General features: G+C 57.6%; 22 protein-coding genes and 1 tRNA gene. 8 read left to right on the forward strand and 15 right to left on the reverse strand.

Going from position 1 to position 23979, the window contains the following annotated elements; all coding sequences use genetic code 11:
* The first annotated feature begins 6 nt into the window (after positions 1-6).
* Positions 7-165, forward strand: a complete 159-nt coding sequence (locus ACSQ87_RS07710) for a KGG domain-containing protein (protein WP_010462447.1) — start codon at positions 7-9, stop codon at positions 163-165.
* A 73-nt stretch (positions 166-238) separates the two neighbouring features.
* Complete coding sequence (locus tag ACSQ87_RS07715) at positions 239-742, forward strand: DUF4142 domain-containing protein (RefSeq protein ID WP_223433533.1); 504 nt, start codon at positions 239-241, stop codon at positions 740-742.
* Positions 743-787: 45 nt separating this feature from the next.
* Here the strand turns inward: ACSQ87_RS07715 and ACSQ87_RS07720 are convergent, their stop codons facing one another.
* The 4 genes from ACSQ87_RS07720 to ACSQ87_RS07735 all read right to left on the reverse strand — a co-directional run bounded on the left by ACSQ87_RS07720 (position 788) and on the right by ACSQ87_RS07735 (position 4688).
* On the reverse strand, positions 788-1198 hold the full coding sequence (locus ACSQ87_RS07720) for a low affinity iron permease family protein (protein WP_223433534.1): 411 nt from the start codon (positions 1196-1198) through the stop codon (positions 788-790).
* A 186-nt stretch (positions 1199-1384) separates the two neighbouring features.
* A complete protein-coding gene (locus ACSQ87_RS07725) occupies positions 1385-2689 on the reverse strand; it encodes an IS4 family transposase (protein WP_436273568.1) in 1305 nt (434 codons plus the stop codon).
* An 831-nt stretch (positions 2690-3520) separates the two neighbouring features.
* Entirely contained in the window at positions 3521-4060 is a 540-nt protein-coding gene (locus tag ACSQ87_RS07730; RefSeq protein WP_223432979.1) for an AidA/PixA family protein, read from the reverse strand.
* A gap of 124 nt (positions 4061-4184) precedes the next feature.
* The gene (locus ACSQ87_RS07735) at positions 4185-4688 is read right to left on the reverse strand and encodes an inclusion body family protein (protein WP_150654945.1); all 504 of its coding nucleotides are present in this window, start codon (positions 4686-4688) and stop codon (positions 4185-4187) included.
* Between the two features lie 424 nt (positions 4689-5112).
* Here ACSQ87_RS07735 and tam point away from each other — a divergent pair, with 424 nt between their 5' ends.
* Entirely contained in the window at positions 5113-5883 is a 771-nt protein-coding gene (gene tam, locus ACSQ87_RS07740; protein ID WP_223432980.1) for a trans-aconitate 2-methyltransferase, read from the forward strand.
* Between the two features lie 79 nt (positions 5884-5962).
* On the opposite strand, the gene ACSQ87_RS07745 is transcribed toward tam, so the two are convergent.
* Positions 5963-6301: a hypothetical protein gene (locus tag ACSQ87_RS07745; protein WP_095127961.1), complete on the reverse strand. Its 339-nt coding sequence runs from the start codon at positions 6299-6301 to the stop codon at positions 5963-5965.
* A gap of 442 nt (positions 6302-6743) precedes the next feature.
* Between ACSQ87_RS07745 and ACSQ87_RS07750 the strand changes: the two genes are divergently transcribed.
* From ACSQ87_RS07750 to ACSQ87_RS07770, 5 genes are read left to right on the forward strand one after another with little or no spacing between them, the layout of a single operon-like run.
* Positions 6744-8210, forward strand: a complete 1467-nt coding sequence (locus ACSQ87_RS07750; RefSeq protein WP_223432981.1) for a cytochrome c oxidase subunit II — start codon at positions 6744-6746, stop codon at positions 8208-8210.
* Between the two features lie 50 nt (positions 8211-8260).
* Positions 8261-10036 (forward strand): cytochrome c oxidase subunit I, encoded by a 1776-nt coding sequence (gene ctaD / locus ACSQ87_RS07755; RefSeq protein WP_223433005.1) that lies wholly within the window; start codon positions 8261-8263, stop codon positions 10034-10036.
* Positions 10033-10725: a cytochrome c oxidase subunit 3 gene (locus tag ACSQ87_RS07760; RefSeq protein WP_150654949.1), complete on the forward strand. Its 693-nt coding sequence runs from the start codon at positions 10033-10035 to the stop codon at positions 10723-10725. The genes ctaD and ACSQ87_RS07760 overlap by 4 nt, the downstream gene beginning before the upstream one ends.
* A gap of 6 nt (positions 10726-10731) precedes the next feature.
* Positions 10732-11445 (forward strand): heme-copper oxidase subunit III family protein, encoded by a 714-nt coding sequence (locus ACSQ87_RS07765; protein ID WP_150654950.1) that lies wholly within the window; start codon positions 10732-10734, stop codon positions 11443-11445.
* A 13-nt stretch (positions 11446-11458) separates the two neighbouring features.
* A complete protein-coding gene (locus ACSQ87_RS07770) occupies positions 11459-11776 on the forward strand; it encodes a cytochrome C oxidase subunit IV family protein (protein WP_033061398.1) in 318 nt (105 codons plus the stop codon).
* 31 nt (positions 11777-11807) lie between these two features.
* On the opposite strand, the gene ACSQ87_RS07775 is transcribed toward ACSQ87_RS07770, so the two are convergent.
* From ACSQ87_RS07775 to ACSQ87_RS07820, 10 genes are all read right to left on the reverse strand, one after another.
* The gene (locus ACSQ87_RS07775; protein WP_223432982.1) at positions 11808-12368 is read right to left on the reverse strand and encodes a magnesium transporter; all 561 of its coding nucleotides are present in this window, start codon (positions 12366-12368) and stop codon (positions 11808-11810) included.
* Positions 12369-12661: 293 nt separating this feature from the next.
* Positions 12662-12735, reverse strand: a tRNA-Gly gene (locus tag ACSQ87_RS07780).
* Positions 12736-12915: 180 nt separating this feature from the next.
* A complete protein-coding gene (locus ACSQ87_RS07785) occupies positions 12916-13800 on the reverse strand; it encodes an alpha/beta fold hydrolase (protein WP_008153011.1) in 885 nt (294 codons plus the stop codon).
* A gap of 313 nt (positions 13801-14113) precedes the next feature.
* Positions 14114-14806, reverse strand: a complete 693-nt coding sequence (locus tag ACSQ87_RS07790) for a pseudouridine synthase (protein WP_223432983.1) — start codon at positions 14804-14806, stop codon at positions 14114-14116.
* Between the two features lie 56 nt (positions 14807-14862).
* The gene (locus ACSQ87_RS07795; RefSeq protein WP_008153014.1) at positions 14863-15057 is read right to left on the reverse strand and encodes a cysteine-rich CWC family protein; all 195 of its coding nucleotides are present in this window, start codon (positions 15055-15057) and stop codon (positions 14863-14865) included.
* Positions 15058-15063: 6 nt separating this feature from the next.
* Positions 15064-16551, reverse strand: a complete 1488-nt coding sequence (locus ACSQ87_RS07800) for a sensor domain-containing diguanylate cyclase (protein WP_223432984.1) — start codon at positions 16549-16551, stop codon at positions 15064-15066.
* A 284-nt stretch (positions 16552-16835) separates the two neighbouring features.
* Positions 16836-18614, reverse strand: coding sequence for an allophanate hydrolase (gene atzF, locus ACSQ87_RS07805; RefSeq protein WP_223432985.1), 1779 nt, complete (start codon positions 18612-18614; stop codon positions 16836-16838).
* 25 nt (positions 18615-18639) lie between these two features.
* Positions 18640-22287: an urea carboxylase gene (gene uca / locus ACSQ87_RS07810; RefSeq protein WP_223432986.1), complete on the reverse strand. Its 3648-nt coding sequence runs from the start codon at positions 22285-22287 to the stop codon at positions 18640-18642.
* A gap of 306 nt (positions 22288-22593) precedes the next feature.
* Positions 22594-23235, reverse strand: a complete 642-nt coding sequence (locus ACSQ87_RS07815) for an urea amidolyase associated protein UAAP2 (RefSeq protein ID WP_223432987.1) — start codon at positions 23233-23235, stop codon at positions 22594-22596.
* An 11-nt stretch (positions 23236-23246) separates the two neighbouring features.
* Complete coding sequence (locus ACSQ87_RS07820; RefSeq protein WP_436273576.1) at positions 23247-23972, reverse strand: urea amidolyase associated protein UAAP1; 726 nt, start codon at positions 23970-23972, stop codon at positions 23247-23249.
* Positions 23973-23979 lie beyond the last annotated feature (7 nt).

Genomic DNA, 23979 nt, shown 5'->3' on the forward strand with positions numbered 1-23979 from the left:
AGAATCATGCCTAATTCAAGAAACTCGAACTCGGGAAACTTCGCCAACGATCGAACGAAGGCGTCTGAAGCCGGTCGCAAAGGTGGGAAAACTACCACTACGACCGTCGATAAAGACCCTGCGAAACCCGATATGGGCCGCAAAGGTGGCCAGAAATCGAAGTAGCGGTGAAGGTAGTTTTGATTGAGAGGCGGGAGCGTAAGCTCCCGTTTAAATTTTTTACGAGGAGGGCGCGACCATGAGCCGGATGGCCACCCGATTACGCAATGCAAGTTTTGCCACGTTGCTGGGCCTGTGTGCCAGCAGTGCCTTTGCCCAGTCCCCCGCCGAATTCATCAACGATGCATCGGCCAAAGGCATGGCCGACATCGAAGCCAGCCGCCTGGCGCACCAGAAAACCGAATCCAAAGAGGTCAAGGACTACACCATCGTCGTCATCAACGACCGCACCACCGCCAACCAGCACCTGGCGAAAATCGCCAAGCAACTGGATTTGCCGGTCGCCCCGCGCGAAGAGGTAGTCGATAAAGCCAAAGCCTTGATGCCGCAAGTGCAGGACGGCGAGAGCTTCGACCAGGCCTACGCGGCCAATCAGGTGAAAACCACCCAGGAAGCCATCGAACAGCTTCAACAGGCAGCGCAGACCACCGACGTGCCTGAAATCAAAGCCTTCGCCGAAGAAACCCTGCCCAAATTGCAGAACCACCTGGAAATGGCCAAGGCGCTGCAAGCCAGTCGTTAACCCACGAAGTACGCGGGTGACCTCGGGTCACCCGCGATGTCCCGATCAGCATTCATTCAAATCCTGCTTGCCTTTTTCCTGGACGACGGTGCCGTCCAGAGAAATCGTTTCGCCCTCGCCAAGTTGCCGATACTGCTTTCTCAGCGCTTCCAACTGCTTGAGGTCCAGCGCCTCGAGCCCCAGCATCGCGTTCTGCGCCTCCTTCGTCACCCGCAGCAACTCATCGACCTTCAAATGCAAAATGTCCGTGTCGCGGTTCTGGGTGTTCTGGATCAGGAACACCATCAGGAAGGTGATGATGGTGGTAGACGTATTGATGATCAGCTGCCAAGTGTCGTCGAAGTGAAAAATCGGCCCACTCAGCCCCCACAGAAAAATCAGAATGATCGCCCCCATGAACGTCTTGGGGCTGCCTGCCCACAGGGCAAGTTTCTGAGCGATTTTTGCGAATTTCATTGCCGTGATCCTTATAGGGATGCGCCTGATTTTCAGACAGCGACGGCGTGTTGGAAATTCTAATTACATTTTCATATTCAATAAAAAACTGGCCCTTGATGCCTAATGCTGTTCACTTAAGGTTGGGGTACATATCCGTTTCTGCGGTGATGGCTGCTGACGGTTTCGCTTTTACAGCCAGCCCTTTCAAGGTCTTTTGACTTTAGCGGCCTTGAGCACCCGATCCGTCGACACGTGGGCATTCGCGGCTTTGCCTTCAAGCCACTCCTTTGTTTTGGGCACCTTCGGACCTCGCTTGCTCTTGACGACCGCTTTGGGCTGGATGTTTCGAGCGAGTGCAAGCAGGTACTGAGCCAGCCCTCCTGCGGGGATCGGAATGGATGAGTGCTCTGCTGGCAGAGCTATTTGCATACCCTCGTAACCGCTGCGTACCTGTACCGTCAGGTGGAAAATCGATGCTTCCCAATCGTCGGGCAGGGTCTGGCGATGAGCCTGTTCAACGCTGCGCTTGAGCACGGCCAAGACGTTGTAAGCCAACACGGCCGACGCAAATCCCAGCAGGGCGGCCTTAGGGTTGCCCAAGGTTTCGATTTCGCTGTCCAGCACCGATTCCAGGCGCTGGAACATCCCTTCGATGCTCCAGCGACGGCGGTACAAATCGGCGATTTGCTCGGCACTGATGGAGTCGGGCAAGTTGCTCCAGAACAACAGCGTGGTGTCGCCAGATTCGGTGGGGGTTTGCAGATTCAGTTCGACACGCCGCCACTGGCGACCACCTTTAACTTCGATGATTTGCTCGCGCACGCTGCCTGCCCCGACCGCGACAGACTCCTGCCAGTCGCTTTCCTTAAGTAGGCGTGGATGTTTGCTCGGTTCGCGAATGATGAACGAGGCTCCGGACTCTTCGCAGGCGTCCATGACGGGGAGCGTGCAATAGAGTCGATCAGCCATCCACAGCTGCCCCGCACAGGCTTTTTCCAGCAACGGCAGAACGCTGACGCGCTCACTGGCATAGGCATCTTCACAGGGCTGAAGATCGACGACCTGATCCAGATCGGGGTCGTAAACCACTACTGAAAAACCAGGCCGGGCGGCCCCCCGTTCACGGCGCAAAGCGCCCAGGCGTTTTTCGCTGGAAGGCAGGTGGTTGCCGTCGACGACCCGCAGTTGCCAGCCCGGCAAAATGGCTGAGTGCCCCAGCTCTTTTATCGTCGGGGCCAAGCGCTCTGCGCTGCCGGTGACCAGGGCGCGCAGCAGCGCAGGTTCTGTGCGGCTGACCTTGTCATACAGCGCCGCCAAGCTGACGGGAAGATCCTCCATCTGCCGTGCAGCAGCATGTAGCGATGGTCGCAAGCCCAATGAAACAAGGGACATCAGTTCAACGATGGTTGAGAACAGAAGCTCACGCGGGTATTGCCGCTGACGATGTTCTTCGAACACCTGATCGACCCATTCGGCAGGAACAGCCTGCTCCAGTATCACTCTTGTCATGACACTGGCCGGTGTTTTTTTCTCAAACCGCGCTAGAACTTCTGCCCACATCGCTTTCGTCACCCTGACTGGAGTTTTGGGGGATTTTATCAAAGACCTTGAAAGGGCTGGCTTTTACAGCGACTCCCTTTTGCAGACGCCCAAAAGGAAGCAAAACGCTTTGCCCCTCCATTCGGTGCCTCGCCTAGGCTCGGCATGCCCTCACTCCGGCATTGCTCCGGGGGCCCGCCGCCATCGGCCATCCATGGCCGGGGGCGGCTACCGCGGCATCCTTGCCGCGGTGCCCCCTGCGCAATACCTGCGTTCGGCCTCTGGGAAAGGGGCAGCAGATCAAGATCAAAAGCCAAAGCCAAAGCCAAAGCCAAAGCCAAAGCCAAAGCCAAAGCCAAAGCCACAGCAAGATCAAAAGATCGCAGCCTCGTTTCACTCGACAGCTCCTACCGGAGGGAGGGGGTACACGCACGCTCCTCACCACTCAACAGGCCGAGCGTTAGCTCGCCTGCAGCCTTTGATCTTGATTCACCGCCCCATCGAGAGGCCGAGTGGAGGTTCTGCGCAGTGGGCAACCCGGCATGGATGCCGGGTTAGCCGCCCCCGGCCATGGATGGCCGATGGCGGCGGGCCCACGGAGCAGGACCGGAGCGAGGGCATGCCGAGCCTAGGCGAGGCACCGAACGAAAGGGGCAGAAGCGCTTTGGTTACTTTCGCGCTTTTCGAAAGTGACCCGCCGTCAGGGCGGAACCCTAATCCGCCATCACCGCAGAAACGGATATGTACCCCAACCTTAAGTGAATAGCATTAGCCCTTGAGGCTGGTTTTTTAGGAGTACATTCACTCCGCCAACGTCACGTCCACCGACCAACTGAAGTACCCCAATGCCTCGCAGCTTTTATTGATCAGCATGAATCTCAGTTCGCACGCCTCAACTCCAGCCGCCAATTGTGTGCAGTGCCAATAATGATCATCGGCCGTGTGGTTGCCCGGTTGGGTCGGGTTTTCGGGATCGGGTGCGGGGACTGTCAGGTTTGCGTGGACGACCAGTTCAGGCGGTGAAAGTACACCGGCATCACCTACAGACATCTCGTAGAACACCACGCTGTGTTCGGCGAGCAAGCTGACGGTCCTGCCACGGATATGGAAGTCCTTACCGTTACTGGCGGCAAACGTCATAACACTGTCACTTATTGCACTTTGTGTTGTGTGGGTGCCGCTGATGGCAAAGATGAAGCCTTCCTCAATCTCAGTTGGGTTTTGCGGCTCAAGACTGGGTTGCGGATAACGTAAAAGCAGCGATTCGGCATCGACGATCAGCAGCACGTTATTGGCTGGCGCGATACTCGTCGAGGGGGAGGCGATCGGTTCGGAAGTCATCATGGATTCCTTTCATGATGTTGATTCAAGACGGCAGCCGCATCGGTTCAAGCAAGACATCCCGTCCCGGCCGAAGCGGCAACGAACTCGGTAGGCCCCTCGTCGCCAAGGGGCCTGGTCATCGTCAGTTACGGATGGTAATGAACGGATCCCACGAGCAGCAGCCTACGATCTTGCAGTCGCGATCAACGATCAGGAAATGGAAGTGGTAGGTCACGCTACCGCACGAAAGTGTTTCCGAAGACCAGTAGTGGTTATCGACTTTCTGGCAGCTCGGCACCGACGGGTTGCTGGTGTTGGGAACGGCAACGCACGCTGTAGCCTTGCGGGGCGTGGGTGTGGAGATTAATTCGTTGCCGACATTGCCAATGAACTTGTAGAAAATCACTGCGGTCTCGAAGCTCTGCGACAGACTGGTTTCACGCCAGCGAATCAAGTCGCCTACCTGGGCTTTCAAGTTGAGTTCGCCACCGGCCTGGCCGCTGACCACGTTGTTCTGATTGGTCACCATGTACACATGATTGACGTCGATTAACGTCGGCGCGGCAGGGTTTTTGCTGATGTTCGGGTAGTTTTTCAGAATGGTTTCAGTGTCGATTGAAACAAGTACATCCGTGACTCGAGACATAGTAAAGCTCCTTGTTCATAGTGAATGCCTGGCATCTTCCAGGCACAACAACGCTTGCTTGCCTTGCGGCCGTTGCGAACACACTACGGGCGGAACCCACCTGTCACGGGCATGAGCTGGCCTTGCTCCTTGCGTGCAAACTACGGGTTCGGGTTCCTTCCGACGGGCCGCGATTGGACTATAGATGTGAATTTCATGCTGTCAAAATTGCTTGGCTTCTAGTTCGACGAACGGTCGATCTGGTTATGACTTCAGAAGATTTTTCGATAAAAATGCTCATTCAAATCCTCTTTGTACGTTTGGTTCCGTGGGTTAACTGACCTCTTTCGCCATAGGTCGGATAGGGCAGAGCGCACCGGTCGAGGTATCGTAGCGAACCGGTTTTTTGCCTCTTGCTACAACAACGCACCGACAGGAGAACGCAATGAGTTGGTCCGCCAAACAATACGTCGCTTTTGAAGATGAACGCACCCGTCCCGCCCGTGACCTGCTGGCCGCGATCCCAGCTGTGGACGCGCGCTCGGCAATCGACATCGGTTGCGGCCCGGGTAATTCGACCGAGTTGCTGGTTGAGCGCTTCGCCAATGCCACGGTGCGTGGCTTGGACAGTTCGACCGATATGATCGAGGCCGCCCGCAAGCGCTTGCCGCAGGTGCAATTCGATACGGCTGATATTGATACCTGGAATGAAAACGGCCCGTTTGATGTGATTTTCGCCAACGCGGTGTTGCAGTGGCTACCTGATCACGCGAAGTTGCTGCCTGCACTGGCGAGCAAGCTGGCCCCTGGTGGCAGCCTGGCGATCCAGATGCCGGACAATCTCAACGAACCTTCGCATCGCTTGATGCGCGAGGTTGCAGCCGATGGCCCATGGGTTGGCAAACTGGCGGGCGCCGCCGGGCAGCGGACGGAGATGGCAGATGCCAGTGGTTATTACTCGATGCTGCGAGCCCACTGTTCCCGTGTCGATGTGTGGCGCACGACTTACCATCATCCGCTTGCTGGCGGTGCGTCTGGTGTGGTCGAGTGGTTCAAGGGCAGCGGATTGCGGCCGTTTCTTGATCCGCTGGATGAGGCGGAGCGGGCGCAGTATCTCAAGCAGTATCAAGCGGCAATCGAGCTGGCCTATCCGCCGTTGGCCGATGGTTCAGTGCTGCTGCCGTTCCCACGGTTGTTTATCGTTGCGACGCGTTGATGCGTTAATGAAAAAGGGACAGATCCCGCTCTTTTCGTCTGTCCCTTTCGCGTACTGATGGCCGAGAGTCCCGTCGTAGCTAATCAAGCAGCTGATCTATCAAAACCGCGTTGCTATAGATCAAGCTTCCATCACTCGCTCGATGCCCGACCAAATGGAACTGACCGCGCTCGTTGTGTATATAGACGCGCATTTGGCAGTCGGACAAAGGTCCGTATCCCTCTGGCAAGATCAATTCCAGAGTGCTCATGTCGACATCGACCATGGCTTCACGCTCATGGGTCTTCTGCAGGCGTTCTTCAGCGTCCTCCAGACCCTTATGGAGGGGGCCATCGACGTAAAAATGAATTTCACCCATCGGGGTCGACTTTTGTTGTCCGTTGACTTTGCACCAGCCTTCGATCGTCAAGGCACTCATGACGAAATCTCCGTTGTGGACGGCTGGACGCTATCGCTCTTGGCCGTCACTTGTCTGACCGCTATGCATAGGCAAGGATCTTCGCGAGCGCTTTTAGCCGATCTTTGCCTTGCGTAAACAGACTTTAATTATAGCTGGCAACCGGGCCTCGCTTGCTCGACATGTCGTTCAGGCGAGAGGTGTTGCTTAATAGTTACAGTTATATATAGCGAATAGGTTTCAAGTGATCAAGTTGGCGCTGAAGTTGGAATATCCAGGCAACAAGACCTTTCAGGAAAAGCGCTTGTTCCGGCCATGAACTATACTTCCTGCGGACTTTGCCACGAAGATAGGTGGTGTTTGTCTAGCCTGTTTTGGCGTCAGATTAGTATTGATTTGACGATGTTGTTCTGTGGCGATGCTTAGGCATACCGATGAGTAACAGGAATAGGATGAAAGCAAAATGGCAATGGCAATTATTCTTGTCCTAATCGTTATTGCATCAGTGCTGTTTCATATACTAGCGCCTTGGCATGCGGCACCGCCAGCGTCCAACTGGGGGTCAATAGACACCACCCTGTTCATCACCCTGATTATCAGCGGAATATTTTTCATCGCCATCACGGTATTTATGGCGGTAGCCGTGATGCGTTATCGTCACAAGGAGGGCTCCAGGGCGCACTATCAGCCAGAAAATAAAAAACTGGAAACATGGTTGATTATCGTGACTTCGATAGGTATTGCCGCGATGTTGGCGCCAGGTCTGGTTGTTTACAGTGACTTCATCCGGGTGCCGAAAAATGCTTATGAACTTGAAGTGGTTGCCCAACAGTGGCAATGGGCATTTCGTTTTGCGGGTCAGGACGGAAAGTTGGGAAAGTCGGACATCAAGTTTGTTGATTCGGTCAATCCTCTCGGTCTTGATCCCAAGGATCCTCTCGGGCAGGACGATGTACTTATAAAAAGCAATGAAGTTCACCTTCCGCTCGATCAACCGGTGAAAGTTTTATTGCGCTCCAAAGATGTGCTGCACAATTTCTATATACCGCAGATTCGCAGCAAGATGGACATGGTGCCTGGGATGGTGTCGTATTTTTGGTTTACGCCGACTGTACTCGGGAAGTATGAAGTCCTGTGTGCTGAGTATTGTGGCGTAGGTCATTACAACATGCGCGGCCATATGATCGTGGAAGACCAGGCCGCCTTCGTTCAATGGCTGAACAGCCAACCGACTTTTGCGCAGACATTAACGACAGCTACCAAACCCAGTCAGGGCAGCGTGCTGGAAAAAGGTCGCCTGTTGGTCGAAAAATACGGCTGCAGTGCCTGCCATAGCCAGGATGGCAGTACCAGTCTCGGCCCGGGATGGAAGGGCCTGTACGGCCGCACTGAACAGTTTGCCGATGGCACCAGTGCGTTGGTCGATGAGGCCTACGTGAAAGAGTCGATCCTCGATCCGAAGGCCCGACTGGTACAGGGTTATCCGCCGGTCATGGTGGCCTATACTCTCACTGAAGATGAACTGGGTGCTGTCGTCGCCCTGATCAAATCACTGGGTGCCGCGCAGCAAGAACCTTCTGCCAGCGAAAAACTGGACAGAGGTGACGACTTGGCGACGCAGGGGCAGCGGTTGGCCGAGTCGCTCGGCTGTCTGGCCTGCCACAGTGTCGATGGCAGCAAGGGCGTCGGCCCCAGCTGGCAGGGCCTGTATGGCGAGACCGTAACCTTTGCCGACGGTTCGACGATAAAGGCCGATGAGGGTTATATAAAGGATTCGATTCTTAATCCCGGCGCCAAAATCGTCAAAGGCTATGCAGCCGTCATGCCGGCCTTTACCCCGAGTGATCAGGAGTTGAACGCACTGATCGCTTTTATCCAATCCAAAGCGAAAGCCGACACTGATGCGAGCAAGGCGGAGCCAGGGAAGTAGCCGTAAAGCAGCCAGGAATGCACCGAAACTTCGAACCGGAGGATGACGTGATGGCCTATGCGGAGCAAGCCGAAACAGAAGCACTGCACGAACCCAAAAGCTTCCTGACCAAATATGTCTGGAGTCAGGACCACAAGGTCATAGCCATTCAATATTCCTTGACGGCTATATTCGTGGGCGTTATCGCCGTGGTGTTGTCCGGCTTGATGCGCATACAGATAGGCTTTCCCGGCACTTTGGAGTTCATGGACGCCAGTGCTTACTATCAGGCGATGACCATGCACGGCATGATCATGGTCATTTACTTGCTGACGGCCTTGTTTCTGGGTGGCTTCGGCAATTATCTGATCCCGCTGATGGTGGGTGCCCGCGACATGGTCTTCCCCTACGTCAACATGCTGAGTTACTGGTTCTACCTGCTGGCGGTAGTGGTGTTGCTCTCCAGTTTCTTTGTCCCCGGCGGCCCCACCGGTTCGGGCTGGACGCTCTATCCGCCACAGTCCATTTCTCAGGGAACACCGGGGGTCGAGTGGGGCATCGTCCTGATGCTCGTCTCACTGGCGATTTTTATTGTTGCAGCCACCATGGGCGGGTTGAACTACGTCACCACCGTATTGCAGGCGCGCACGCACGGCATGACATTGTTTCGCATGCCGCTCTCCGTATGGGGAATCTTCATGGCCTCAATTATGGCCTTGCTGGCCTTCCCGGCGTTGTTCGTCAGTGCGGTCATGATGCTGTTTGACAAGCTGTTGGGCACTAGTTTCTTTATGCCGGCGATGATCTCGTTGGGGCAGCAGATCGATCACCAGGGTGGCAGCCCGATCTTATTCCAGCACCTGTTCTGGTTCTTCGGCCACCCGGAGGTCTACATCGTTGCTCTCCCGGCGTTTGGTCTGGTCTCCGATTTGATCAGCACGCATGCGCGTAAAAATATCTTCGGCTACCGAATGATGGTGTGGGCCATTATTGCAATTGGCGTACTCAGTTTTGTGGTCTGGGCGCACCATATGTATGTCAGCGGAATGAACCCGTACTTTGGCTTTTTCTTCGCCGTCACCACCTTGATCATCGCGGTGCCGACCGCACTGAAAGTCTACAACTGGGTGCTGACCCTGTGGCGCGGCGACATTCATCTGACCGTACCGATGCTGTTTGCCCTGGCCTTTATCGTCACCTTCCTGGTCGGCGGTCTGACCGGGTTGTTTCTCGGCAATGTGATCGTGGATATTCCGCTCTCGGACACCTATTTCGTTGTGGCTCATTTTCATATGGTGATGGGTGTCGCACCGGTACTGGTGGTGTTCGGCGGCATTTATCATTGGTTCCCGAAAGTCACCGGGCGCATGTTGAACGACACCCTGGGCAAGCTGCATTTCTGGATTACCTTCCTGGGCACCTACGCCATCTTCTTCCCCATGCACTACCTGGGTTTCCAGGGCATGCCACGCCGTTACTACGCCTATGAAAACTACGCGTTCATCCCGCAGTCGGCGCAAGAGTTGAATGCCTTCATTACGGTGGTCGCATTAGCCGTCGGCGTTTCCCAACTGCTGTTCCTGTTTAACCTGGCCTGGAGTGCGTTTAAAGGCAAACCCGCAGGCAGTAATCCCTGGGGCGCGGCCAGTCTGGAATGGCAAACGCCGAACACCCCGCCGATACACGGTAACTGGGGAGCGAAGCTGCCGGTCGTGCATCGCTGGGCCTATGACTACAGTGTGCCGGGGATAGAACAGGATTTCGTTGCGCAAACGGTCTCCGCCGAGGAGCTGGAGCAGATGCGGCAACTGAGTGCCGGAACCAGGATAGCGGATGTTAAAACATGAGCCGATTGCTATTGAGAAACGCCGACGGCGCTGACCCCGGCGGCAGCTGGAATCGCGATCCGCGGGGTACTGAGGCCGGCGAGGGCGCCGATCGATACCAAATCGCAAGAACAGGCCTGCGTTTGTTTCTGGTCGTGGTGAGTTCGTTATTCTTTCTCTTCTTGCTCGCCTTTATCGCCCGTTCACAAATGACCGACTGGCAGCCCCTGACAGAGCCCTTGGCGCCGTTGGCCAATCCGTGGCAGCTATGGGTGAATTCGGCATTTCTGGTCTTGAGTTGCATTGCATTGCAGTGGGCGCGCATGGCCGCTCGCAAGGCTCGGCTCGACGCAACGGTCATCGGCTTTGTGTGGGGAGGCATATTTGCAATGGCCTTTCTGATAGGGCAGTTCTGGGTCTGGCAGCAGTTTGTTGCCTGGGGCTACTTTGTCGCCGGCAACCCGGCCAACAGCTTCTTCTACCTGTTGACCGGTGTGCACGGGCTCCACCTGCTGGGTGGATTGATTGCCTGGGGCAGAACCGTTGCTAAATTCCTGCAGCGTGTGCCGTTGCCGCAACTCAGCGCCAGCGTCGAACTCTGTGCCATCTATTGGCATTACTTACTGGGTCTTTGGTTCGTGCTATTCGCTCTGCTGACCAGCACGCCACAAACCTATGAAGCCATCGCCAGATTCTGCGGCCTGAGGTGAAAAGCCATGGCATCGCACCCACTTGCCCCAGGCGAGTCCAGTTCATCCAATCCACCAGACTCACCGCCTGCACCGGGATGGCAGGGCATCGCCAGCGACTGGTCCTCGGATAAGGAGGCCTTCAAGCAGGTCCCTTGGGGCAAGGCGATGATGTGGATATTCCTGCTCAGCGATACTTTTATATTCACCTGTTTTTTAACCGGCTACATGTCGGTACGCATGACCATCACCACCGCCTGGCCGAACCCCAGTGAAGTGTTCGCATTGACGATCGGCGGTAGAGAAATTCCACTCATTTTGATCGCCATCATGACCTTTGTGCTGATCAGTAGCAGCGGCACCATGGCCATGGCCGTCAATTTCGCCTATCGCCGTGATCGTGCGAAAACCACTGCCCTGATGCTGGCGACTGCTGCCTTGGGTGTGACCTTCGTCGGCATGCAGGCATTCGAATGGAGCAAGCTCATCGCAGAAGGGGTGCGTCCCTGGGGGAACCCTATGGGGGCGGCGCAATTTGGTGCCAGCTTTTTCATGATTACCGGGTTCCACGGACTGCATGTGTCAATCGGCGCCATCTACCTCAGCATTGTGGCGATGAAAGTATTTCGGGGAGATTATGAGCGCTCCGGAAACTATCAGAACGTCGAGATAGCCGGGCTTTACTGGCACTTCGTGGATTTGGTGTGGGTGTTTATTTTTGCTTTCTTCTATTTATGGTAGAGGAGCACGGGTGATGGCACATGCTCAAGGTCAGCAACATCCAATCAGCTTGTACCTTAAAATCTGGGGGCTGTTATTCGTCCTCAGCACGATGTCGTACCTTGTCGACTACTTTCACTTCCATGGTTACCTTCGTTGGGCCCTGATTATTACTTTCATGTTGTTGAAGGCAGGTCTAATTGTCTCCATCTTCATGCACATGGCCTGGGAGCGGTTGGCCATGGTCTACGCCATACTCGTGCCACCGTTATGTTTGCTGGTACTCGTCGGACTGATGGCCACCGAGGCGGACTATGTTTTCCTCAGCCGGGTCATTTCCTTCGGCCAATAAGCAGCGTCTGGATGGCCTCAGTCTCCAGGAGTTAACCCGATATCACTCGCTTGAACTGATGCCATTTGTGCTGCCAGGCGACTGTCCAGTGGGGGGCTGCCGTTCCCGTACCGGCGATCTCCAGCATTGGATGATGTTCGATAACCCCGTCCAATACCGGCTCCTGATCCGGCTCGACATCGACGAAGAAAATATGTTTTCCCTCTGCTACCACCTGTTTAAAACTGCGGAAGTGAGTGTTAGGCACCTGGATACCAAAAAAACCGCCTTCCCAGATGCAGAAGCCACATACAACAATGGCAAGAAAGATAAAGGGCATCCAGCCTGCTGCGGATTCGGTCCAGCCCAGCCAATAGGCGCCGCCAAGAACCAGCGCCGCGAGTGGCACACCGATCACTGCACCAATTTCGCCAGAGTGGACAACATCCTGTTCCATTAACGAGTTAACTTCGTGAAGGTGATGTTGTTCAACATCGGCAACGTGTTCACTGAACACATGAATTTGTTCGGAATTGATGCCGCTGGCTTCCAGCTCATTTTCAACGGCTTCAAGATCGTCGAGATTGTTGCTGATGTAATAGTGTCGATTCATGCCACACCTCCCATCTCGTGCTTGCCGTAGACCTCCTTTGTCCTGCAGCTGCCAGTCGAGATTTGCAGTCGGTATCAGTACCCGTGGGGAACGCTGTACGCTTCATTCAAACCATAAAAAAGTATAGCACTGCATATCATTCAGGCATGGGGACGGGAAGCATGCCGCCTGATGCTCCCGGCAGGTTCCCCGGCACCCCAAATTCCGGGCACAAAAAAACCGGCCACAACGGACCGGTTTTTGTGTTCCTGCGTCTCCCGTCAAAACCATCCTGACGTGAGACCAAATTCGATTGGAGCGGGTGAAGGGAATCGAACCCTCGTTATCAGCTTGGGAAGCTGGAGTAATGCCATTATACGACACCCGCTCAGAGCGGCTGACTTTGTACCAGATGTGGGCGTGGAAATGAAGTTTTTCTTTGCGCGGGATGGCTTTAGCGCAACTGAAACAAAGCAGAGACCGCATGACGGTCTATCGCGGGCAAGCCTCGTCCCTACAGGAATGCATTCAACACTGTAGGGCGAAGCCTGCTCGCGATGACGCTGTTTCAGATGGCCAATGCATGTTGGTCCTGGACGTAGTGATAACGCGGTCGACTTTCGTGTTGCGAAGGTTTCAAGAAGCCCAGCAATGCGTTACGGCTATCTCGGCAAGCAGCTTTGTGTTCCATGTCGAGAAAGTGGCCGGTGGCCTGCAGGGTGGTGAACGTAGCGTGTTGCACATGGTTGGCGAACAGTTGAGCGCCGTCGGCAGCGGTGTACTCGTCCCATTCGCCGTTCATGAACAGCACCGGCACGTTGACTTTCTCCGCGGCTTTGAAGAAGCACTGGCGATCACTCTGCAGCAGATCGCTGATGTGGAAGTGCATCTGCCCGTATTCATGCTCGGCCAGGGAACTGACGTGCCGATAATTGAAGCGCTTGAACAGTGTCGGCAGGTGTTTGCCGATGGTGCTGTTCACCAGGTTGCCGACCCGGTCACCGTCCCGGCTGCCGAGGTAATCGATGCCGCGCTCGAGGTAGTCGAGCATGTGCGCGTTGATCTCCGGGGAGAACGAACTGATCACGGCTTTTTCGATGCGTCGCGGCTGGTGGGCCAGGGCGACCAGGGTCGCGGCGCCACCCCAGGAAAACGACAGCACGTGTTCGGCGGCGAAGTGGTCGATCAGCTCCAGGAGGATCTGCCCTTCGATTTCCTTGGTCAGCAATTTCTCATGCAGGTTGTGGGCTTTCGACTTGCCCGCGTAGGGCTGGTCGTAGCAAACCACATTGAACTGCGGGTGAAGGTTTTTCACGGTTTGTGCAAACGACGCAGTCGTGGCCATCGAGCCGTTGACCAAAATAATGGTCTTCTCGGCGGCGTCTGCGCGATAGAACTCCGTGTAAACCCGATACTGACCCTGTATATCCAGCACAGCGATTTCTGGCCTCATGTCATAAGACTCCTGGCAAGCGGGTATGCGTGCAAATCAGATTGCACGAGCTTTGTGACAGGTAGGCATACGCCTGGAATTTGAGAGGCCCATGTCGATCCATTGCAGTCCGGTCGACGGGTATTGTTATTGGCGGGCAGTCTGCCGGGGGAAGGCGGAACCTGAGGGTTCTCTACCGGCAAAAAGTTTCTTAGAAGTATGTTGTGACTCATCGGTCACATTTCGGCCGACGTCCTGATTCAAGCAGGGGTCACGTCATCGCGCAAGTATCTTTGGCAAATTGTTCGACAACTTCTGCTGAGCGGTCGCCTGCTTAGATCAATTGAATCTCTTCGGTGCGTAGTGCGCGGTACTCGCCCGGTTTCAGGGCACTGTCAAGCACCAGCGGGCCCATGCTTTCGCGGTGCAGGCGCAGCACCTTGTTGTCGAAATGGCCGAACATCCGCTTCACCTGATGATAACGGCCCTCGACGATGCTCAGTCGTGCGGACGTTGGGCCGAGTACGGCCAGCTCGGCGGGTTGGGTGGTGAGGTCTTCGAAGGCAAAGTACAGGCCTTCGGTGAATTTCAATGCGTATTCCGGGCCAATCTCTTGCTCGGTCTCGACGTAGTAGACCTTGGGCAGTTTGGTTTGCGGCTGGGTCAGGCGTCGCGACCAGCTGCCATCATTGGTGATCAGCATCAGGCCGGTGGTGTTGAAGTCCAGGCGCCCGGCGATGTGCAGGTCCTCCTTGTCCGGCTCATGGATCAGGTCGAGCACGGTCGGGTGTTGCGGATCGCGGGTGGCACTGACGCAGCCAGACGGTTTGTGCAGCATGAAGTAGCGTGCAGGCTTGCCGACTTGCAGCAGCTCATCGCCGACTTCCACGCGGCTGAATTCCAGTACGTCGGCGTGAGGGTCGCTGACGATTTTTCCGTCGATCCTGACGCGCTTTTCCACCAACAACAGACGCACCTGCTTACGGTTGAAGCGCGGCAGGTTGCTGAGGAAACGGTCAATGCGCATGACGAGGGATCGGTAGGGAAGGGGCGCGTATCTTACGTGATCGGTTGTGCGGTTGCTTACAGCTGCGCCTCGACTTGCGCGCAGCGTGGGCACAAACAGGATTTGTCGCGCAGTTCGGGCGGCAGCGCTTCGAGTACCGCCGGGTCGATGCTGACGCCGTAGCACCAGCAGGCCCGATCGGCAGTTCGCGGGTCGGCCAGAGTGCAGTCGTTGGAGGCGCCGCAGGCTGGGCAGAAATCTGGCTTATTCATGTAGGGTTATTCATAACTGGAGTGAGGCATTTCCACGCAGGAGCGGTTACGGCCGGCTTGCTTGGCCCGGTACATCGCATGATCAGCCCTCGAGAGCAGCGTGTGCAAGGTGTCATCGGTCTGCAGGGTGGTCAGGCCGATGCTCACGGTCAGCTGCAAGGCCTTATCGTTGTAGGCATAACGCTGTTGCTCGACATGCTGACGAATTTTCTCGGCGACCATCAGACCGGTCTCACCGTCAGTGTCCTTGAGTAGCACGATAAATTCCTCCCCGCCCCAACGACAGACGATGTCGGAGTGTCGCAGGCAACTCTCCAGATCCCGTGCAAAGCCGATCAGCACCTGATCGCCGGCAAGGTGACCGTAGGTGTCGTTCAAGGTCTTGAAGTGGTCCAGATCCAGCAGCAATGCGGTCAGCGGTTTGGGCTCGCGCTGGGCTTCGTGCATGGCTTGCGCCGCCAACAGATCGAAACCGCGGCGGTTCGGCAACTCAGTCAGGCTGTCGAGGATCGCCTGGGCCTGGATCTTGCCCTGATAGCGCTTGATCACCCGGTTGAGCAGGGCTAGCACAATCAGCGTGACGATCAGGCAGATCAACAGGTTGAGGTACAGCGACTGGCGGATTTCACTGAGGGCGCCGTCTTCGCGTTTGTCGACGAACAAGTACCAGTTCAGCTCCGGAATGAAACGCACATTGAGGAAATGTCCCTGGCCCCGGACGGAATATTCGTAGCTGCCGCTGTGGGGCTTGGGCAGCTGACTGACGAGACTTTTCATACTGTCGAGTTCGCCGAGACTCTGCCCTATCTTCGCGCCTTGCGGGCCGCCCTCGGCCCCGGTGAGCACCAGGCGTCCGAAGTTGTCGACGAAGTACACGCTGCGCTGGTAGCGCTGCTGGTATTTGTCGATCAGCTTGATCACCGCATCGACCGTCAGACCGACACCCGCGGCGCCGATGAAACGGTTGTTGTAGTCGTAGACCTTGTAGTTGATGAAGAAGGTCAGGTTGTCCTTGTTGGCAAGGTCCGGGTCGACATTGATCTCGTAGGGATCGGCCATGTCTCGTACGCGGAAATACCACGCATCGCGGGGTTCAGTGACTTTGACCTGTTTGAGTACGCCTTTGGCGTGGTAGTAGGTGAGGCTGGTGTTGGAGACGAAAAATGCGGTGTAGGCGCCGTAGTGGGTCATGACCTCGTTGAGGTAGCGGGTCATTTTTTCGGGATCTTGCTCGCCGTTTACCACCCAGTCACGCATGAAGGTGTCGCGGGACATCATCGAGGAAATCAGGATCGGTCTGACGAGGTCTTTCTGGATTTCCGAGTAGACCGTGTCCGACGTCAGCGGCAGTTCGGTGTTGATGATGCTGTCGCGTATCGACGCTCGCGAGGCGTAGTAACTGAGGAAGGATGTGGCGAGAAAGCCTGCTCCCAGCAACGCGATCAGCGTGAGGACCAACGAACGTTGCGAATACAGCGGCGAGCGAAGCGGCATGACGATTCCGTTGGCAGTGACCCGGTGGCAGGCATTCTAATGGCACCACCGGGAAATAACTGCTGCATTTGTGGGGGGAATGGTGTCAGGTAGGGCCACCCCTCACCCCAGCCCTCTCCCCACGGGGGAGAGGGGGAAAGGGGGCCGATCTCCATGCTTCTCAAACCTGAGTTCGACTTCGAAATTTCAGGTCGCAGCATTTCGTTCAAGCACCTCGGTCAGTCCCCTCTCCCTACGGGCGGTCCGACGTTTCGGGAGGGTTAGGGTGAGGGCGCGATTCCGGCTCAGACACGAGTCTCAAGATACGCACGCCATCCACCAAGGTGACTAATGTCCACTGCCCCCTCCAACCCATACGCCTCACAAATAAACCCACTCTCCCAACGGCCATCCGCCAATTGCACCTTGCCCAATCCCAGCGGTGCCGGTATCCCGGTCAAAAACGAACCCAACTCACGGCTCGGCAGTTCCCAAACCTCCACGGCAATCGCCACACCCCCATCCTTCACACGAACCATCCCGGGGCGAAACGGTGGACCACCGGCCAAGGCATACAGTTGATAGTCCGGCGAGCTGAACGTCGTCTCGACCAGTCGAGCCCCGCGCTGCTTGAGCTGCCAATTCAGCGCCAACCCATCCAGATGCGCACCACACACCACCAACCGCGCCCGGTCATTACGCGCGGCAGCCGTCGGCGCAGGCGCGAGCAAACCTTGCTGGCGCTGCAACGCATCCGCCACACCCAATAAATACTGATCAGTGAATGCCCGTCCGAACAACGTCACGCCCCAAGGCAAACCATTACCCATGAAACCGCTGGGCACGGCGACGGCGGCGTAATCGAGCAGGTTCATGAAGTTGGTGTAGTAGCCCAGTTCCGAATTGCGCAGCACCGGTTCGGCGTCCAGTTCCGCCAGCGTGACGGGGCGGCCGAGGGTGGGTGTGAGCACGCAGTCGAGGCCGTCCAGCGCCTGGTCGCACAGGGCTTTCAGGGCTTGAAGCCGGTACTGGGCGCGGAAGGTTTGCACGCCGTTCACCGCTGGCGCCTTGGCCAGCACCGCGCGAATCACTGGCAGTACAGCTTCAGGATTTTGCTCCATCAATTCGCCGGCGACGCTGTAGCGCTCAGCCACCCACGGCCCTTCATAGAGCAACCGCGCCGCTTCAAGGAACGGCGACAAATCCAGTTCTACAGCTTCACCGCCCAAAGCCTTGAGCTGATCGATGGCATCACCAAACAACAGCGGGCCTTCAGGGCAGCCGAAGAACTCCAGATCCTGAGCACGCGGCACGCCAAAGCGGAAGGGGCGAGGCGCACCAAACGCCGAGCCGTCATTCCACAACGGATTGCTACGGCTGTATTCATCGCGGGGATCAAGGTGCGCAGTGAGCGCGAGCAACTGACTGGCTTCCCGAGCAGTCGCGGTGAACGTGGTCACGCAATCGAGGGTGCGGCAGGCCGGAACCACACCGGCCGTTGAGATCAACCCTTTGCTGGCTTTCAACCCCACCAGATTGTTCAGCGCCGCCGGCACACGCCCGGAACCCGCCGTGTCCGTGCCCAGGGAAAAACTCGCCACGCCGAGCGCCACCGCCAGTGAAGAGCCGGCGCTGGAACCGCCCGACGGATACTCCGGCAACACGCTGTTCGGGCACGCGCCATACGGTGAGCGACTGCCATTAAGCCCGGTGGCGAATTGATCAAGATTGGTCTTGCCCAACGGAATCGCCCCCAGCGCCAGCAATTGCTCGACGACGGTCGCCGAACGCTCCGGCACGTAGGCAAATGCAGGGCACGCCGCGGTCGTCGGAATGCCCGCCAGGTCGATGTTGTCCTTGATCGCGAACGGCACGCCGTACAGCGGCAGGCTTTCGATATCGTGACCGTCGAGTGCGGCGAGGTACGGTTCCAGTTCTTCAACACTGAGCAAGTGGATGAACAGGTGATAATCCGGGTTCAGCGCCGCGGCTTTATCGTGCAGGTTCAGCAGCAGTTGCCGAGGTGTGATGTTGCCGACGCGATAAGCGCCGCGCAGGGCGTCGAGTTGCAGATTGATGTTCATGGCGTTAATCCTTTTCAAAATGGGTTCACTCAAGTTCCAGCACCACGACGCGCTGTCCGGCGCGCACTGCCGAACCCGGTTGCACGCGAATCTCGCGTACCACACCGGCCATGGGTGCGAGCACTGGGATTTCCATCTTCATCGACTCCAGAATCACCAGCACATCACCCGCGGCAACCCGGCTGCCGGTTTCAACCTGAACCTGCCAAAGGTTGCCGGCGATGTGGCTGTCGACGCTCTGTTGACCGCTGGCCAGCGGTGCGTCCTCGGTCACTTCCGGGACCCGTTCTTCGCTATCGAAATGCGCCTGGCCACTGGCGATCCAGCGCTCGCGCTCGGCGTTGAACGCGCCTTTTTGCTGATCGCGAAACGCGGCAATGCTCTCGGCTTCCTTCGTCAGGAAGGCTTGGTAATCCGCCAGATTCAGCTGACTGTGCTCGATGTTCAGATCGAAGCGCCCGAGTGGGAAATCCCGTCGAATGCGCAGCAATTCATCGGCACTGACCGGGTAGAAACGGATCTGGTCAAAGAAGCGCAGCAACCACGGTTTGCCATCGAATACGGCGACCTCGCGATAGCGATTCCACATCTGCAAAGTGCGGCCGACGAACTGATAACCGCCAGGGCCTTCCATGCCGTACACGCACAGGTAAGCACCACCGATGCCCACCGAGTTTTCTGCGGTCCAGGTGCGGGCCGGGTTGTATTTGGTGGTCACCAAACGATGACGCGGATCGAGTGGCGTGGCGACCGGTGCACCGAGGTAGACGTCGCCCAGGCCCATCACCAGGTAGCTGGCGTCGAACACCGTGCGCTGCACTTCGTCGAGGTTTGGCAGGTCGTTGATGCGGCGGATGAACTCCAGATTGCTTGGGCACCACGGGGCGTCCTTGCGCACGGTGGTCATGTATTTTTCGATCGCCAACTGGCAGGCCGGGTCGTCCCAGGACAGCGGCAGATGAACGATGCGCGAGGGCACTTGCAGGTCCTTGGCGGCGCACACGGCGTCCCATTCGCCGGCAACGATGCCGAGCAGATCGGCCAGCGGCAGTTGTTCGGGTTGGTAGTGCACTTGCAGCGAGCGGATGCCCGGTGTCAGGTCGATAACGCCGTGCAGGTTTTGGCTTTCCAGTGCTTGCATCAAGGCGTGGGCGCGGAAGCGCAGGACCAGGTCAAGTTCGGGTGCACCGATTTCAAGCAGCAGATGAGTGTCGCCTGACAGTCTCGCAACCAGCCGCGTATTCCCCTGACCCAAATCCAACACCACGGGCGACACAATCCCCTGTGGGAGCGGGCTTGCTCGCGAAGAGGCCGTGTCAGTCGACATTGATGTACCTGACATACCGCTTTCGCGAGCAAGCCCGCTCCCACAGGGGGTATTCCATTTCAGGGCGAGGTTGCGGGCGGTCTTGAGATCGACCGGGAGGAACTGCACTTTGTCCCCAGCCTTGAGCTGGCCCAGCTGCCAAAGATCCGCCTCGATCACCGTCACCGGGCAGACAAACCCGCCGAGGCTAGGGCCGTCGGGACCGAGGATTACCGGCATGTCACCGGTGAAATCCACCGCACCGATGGCGTACGGATTGTCATGGATATTCGACGGATGCAGACCCGCCTCGCCACCATCGGCACGCACCCATTCAGGCTTCGGTCCGATCAACCGCACACCGGTTCGGCTGGAGTTGAAATGTACTTCCCACTGGGTGGCGAAGAAGGTGCCGATGTAGTTTTCGGTGAAGTATTCCGGTGCGCCATGAGGGCCGTAGATCACCCGAATCTGCCGCAGAACGGGCAACTCGGTGACCTGTTCTTCAGCCAGTTGTTGACCGGCGCAGCGGTCGTTCAAAGCAGGGAGATGCAACACGTCGCCCGCCCGCAATGCACGCCCGCCATGCCCACCAAACTGGCCGAGGGTGAAGGTGCTTTTGCTGCCCAGATAATCCGGAACTTGCAGGCCACCACGTAGGCACAGATAGCTGCGGGCGCCTGCTCCGGCAATCGTGCCGAGGCTCAACGTCGCCCCCGCCGGAACCAGCAGCGCGGTGTTCATCGGCACGGCTTCACCGTTCAGCGTCAATGGAATCACCGCACCTGTGACCGCCACAACCGCATCGCAATTGAAGCGCAGCAACGGCCCGCTCATGGTGATTTCCAGCGCCGCGGCACCTTCGTCGTTGCCCAGCAGACGATTGCCCGAACGCAACGCGCGACTGTCCATCGGCCCCGACGGCGGCACGCCCACGGCCCAGTAACCGAGGCGACCGGGATAGTCCTGAACGCTGGTCTGAGTGCCCGCGCTGAGCACTTCAAACGTGTTGGCCTGATACACCAAACCTTCCAGGCAACGGGTCCACGGCTGACCGCTGGCGAAGGGCGCATCGAGCAAAATCTGCCGCAAATAATCACGGTTGGTTTCCACCCCATAGAGCAGGCTGTCGCCCAATGCCTGATGCAAATCGGCAGCGGCTTCTTCGCGGGTCGGCGCCCAACTGATGACCTTGGCGATCATCGGATCGAAGTACGGTGGGATCTCGCAACCGGCCTCGACCCACGTGTCGATGCGCAGGTGTTTGCCATCGGCGGCGGGGAAGTTCACGGCGGTCAGCAACCCTGGGCTCGGCTGAAAATCGCGCCCCGGATCTTCGGCATAAAGCCGTGCCTGAATCGCATGGCCGCAGGCTTTCAAGCCTTGGCTCAACGTGCTCAACGGAGGCAAATCCCCGGCCGCCAGTTCGACCATCCAACGCACCAGATCCACGCCCCAGACTTGCTCGGTGACGCCGTGCTCCACCTGCAAACGGGTGTTCACTTCGAGAAAGTAGAAACGCTGAGCCTCGCTGTCGAAGACGAATTCAACGGTGCCGGCGCTGCGGTAGTTCACCGCTTTCGCCAGTTTGATCGCCGCCGCACACAGCTCTTCAGCCATTCCCTCGGGGAGGTTCGGCGCCGGGGTTTCTTCGAGGACTTTCTGGTTGCGCCGCTGCACCGAGCAGTCGCGCACGCCGAGGGCAATCACTTCGCCCCGGCCGTCGCCGAACACCTGGACTTCCAGATGACGGGCGCGCTGGATGTATTTCTCGATGAACACTCCGGCGTCGCTGAAGTTGTTCTGGCCGAGGCGTTTGACGGCCTCAAAGGACTCGCTCAATTCGGCAGCGCTGCGGCACACGCGCATGCCGATGCCGCCACCGCCGGCGGTGCTTTTGAGCATCACCGGGTAGCCGACTTGTTCGCCGGCAATCAGCGCCGCGTCGAGGCTGTCGAGCAACTCGGTGCCTTCGAGCATCGGTACGCCGTGTCGCTTGGCCAAGGCGCGCGCGGTGTGCTTGAGGCCGAACACTCGCAGCTGCTCTGGCGTCGGGCCGATGAAGGCGATGTTGGCGGCTTCGCAGGCCTCGGCGAACGCGGCGTTTTCCGAGAGAAAACCATAGCCGGGATGGATCGCCGTGGCGCCCGTGGATTTGGCGATGGCGAGGATTTTTTCGACGGCCAGATAGGTGCCGGCGGCTGCGCCTTCACCGAGGCTGTGGGCTTCGTTGGCTTGCAAAATGTGCAGGCTGGCGGCATCGGCTTCGGAATACACGGCGACGCCTTTGACCTGCAATTCACGCAGGGTGCGCAGGATGCGGCAGGCAATGGCGCCACGGTTGGCAATCAGGACTTTTTCGAACATGGCATAACCCCTGGAGGCGATAGCGCATCAGCCTCGACCTGGGATGCGGGCCGTCCCGCAGTTTTTCGATAAGCGCCAGGGTCGTCCCCGACGGCAGAATCAGTTCACTCCAAAACACCACCGAACCCCTGTGGGAGCGGGCTTGCTCGCGAAGACGGAGTGTCAGTCGACATTAATGTTGAATGTGACGGCCCCTTCGCGAGCAAGCCCGCTCCCACAGGTTTCAGTGGTGTTTTGGCTGTTTGAGGCACTGGCCTGAACGGGCCTGGCACAGGGTGAATAACCATCTACGCAACCGCACGAATTTCAGTTCCATACCAGCAGCTCCGCAGGTGTGGGGTTGTAGGCGTTGCACGGGTTGTTCAGTTGAGGGCAGTTGGAGATCAGTACGATCACGTCCATCTCGGCCCGCAGGTCGACGTACTTGCCCGGCGCCGAAATGCCGTCTTCAAACGTCAGCCGGCCATCCGCCGTGACCGGCACGTTCATGAAGAAGTTGATGTTCGGCCCGATGTCGCCCTTGCCCAGTCGTCCATCGTGAACGCAGGCGCGCAGGTAGTTGTCGCGACAGCTGTGCATATAGCGTTTCTCCAGCGCATAACGCACGGTGTTGCTCTCTTGTGCACAAGCGCCGCCGAGGGTGTCGTGACGGCCGCAGGTGTCGGCGACGATGGTCAACATCGGTTTGCCGAGGTTGGAATAGAGCACGCTGCCGGTGCTCAGGTAGACGCTGTTCTGCCGGCGCAACGTACGTTGCACGTCATAGCGTTCCTTCGGATTGGCAACGCTGTAGAACAAGGTGTCGACGGCCTGATTGCCTTCCAGGTCGAGGATGCGCAAGGTCTGGCCGGCCTTGACCTCCATCAGCCACGGTTCGCCGGCCGGGATGGTGGCGCGGTAGACCGCGGTTTCGGGCAACTGTTGAGCAGTAGCGAATGCAAGTGACATGGCAGCGATCCTCAGGCGAACAGACGGTCGGTGTTGATGAAGCCGCGCTCGTTTTCCGGGCGCGAGGTGCGGCAGTGTTCGGCGACGCTGGCGTCGGCGTTCATCCAGCTCAACTTCAATGGTTTCGGTGCGTATTCAGGCGAAGGGTCCATCGGATGTTGCAGGGCGGTGAGCACCACCAGCGTGTCCATCGGCGCATACAACTCGATGTAGTCACCGGCCTTGGAGTTGCCTTCGACAAAGTGGAAATGCCCGGCCTCATCGACGTTCACGCGGCTGAACAGATTGAGCGTCATCAGCAAATCGGACAGGCCCACCCCCCACTTGCCCAACTCCACCAACAGGTTGTCGGTGCCGTTGCGGAAGAAGCCGTTGCGCAGTTCCTGATAGCGGCCCTGACCGTATTTTTCTGCGACCTCTTCAGCGCAGAGCACACCACCGAGGCTGTCGCTCCAGCCGCAAGTGTCGGCAGTGATCGCCGCCAGCACGCGGCCCATGTCCGAATACAGGCAATGGCCGGTGGTGAGTTTGGCGGTGTGTTGGCATTTGAGGCTGTCGGGCAGGTTCAGGCGTTCGGTTTTTTCATTGGCGTTGAGCAGCGTCAGGCTGACGTTGGCGCCACCGCGCAGGTCGGTCAGGCGCAGCAATTGGCCGCGCTTCAAGACGAAGGAGCGATGGCCGCCGCCGGGGAGCATTTCTTCGGCGAAGGGCGGGAACAGTTGGGTCGAATCAGTCATATGAAAA

The sequence above is a fragment of the Pseudomonas sp. LjRoot277 genome, from assembly GCF_964253845.1.
Classification (GTDB): domain Bacteria; phylum Pseudomonadota; class Gammaproteobacteria; order Pseudomonadales; family Pseudomonadaceae; genus Aquipseudomonas.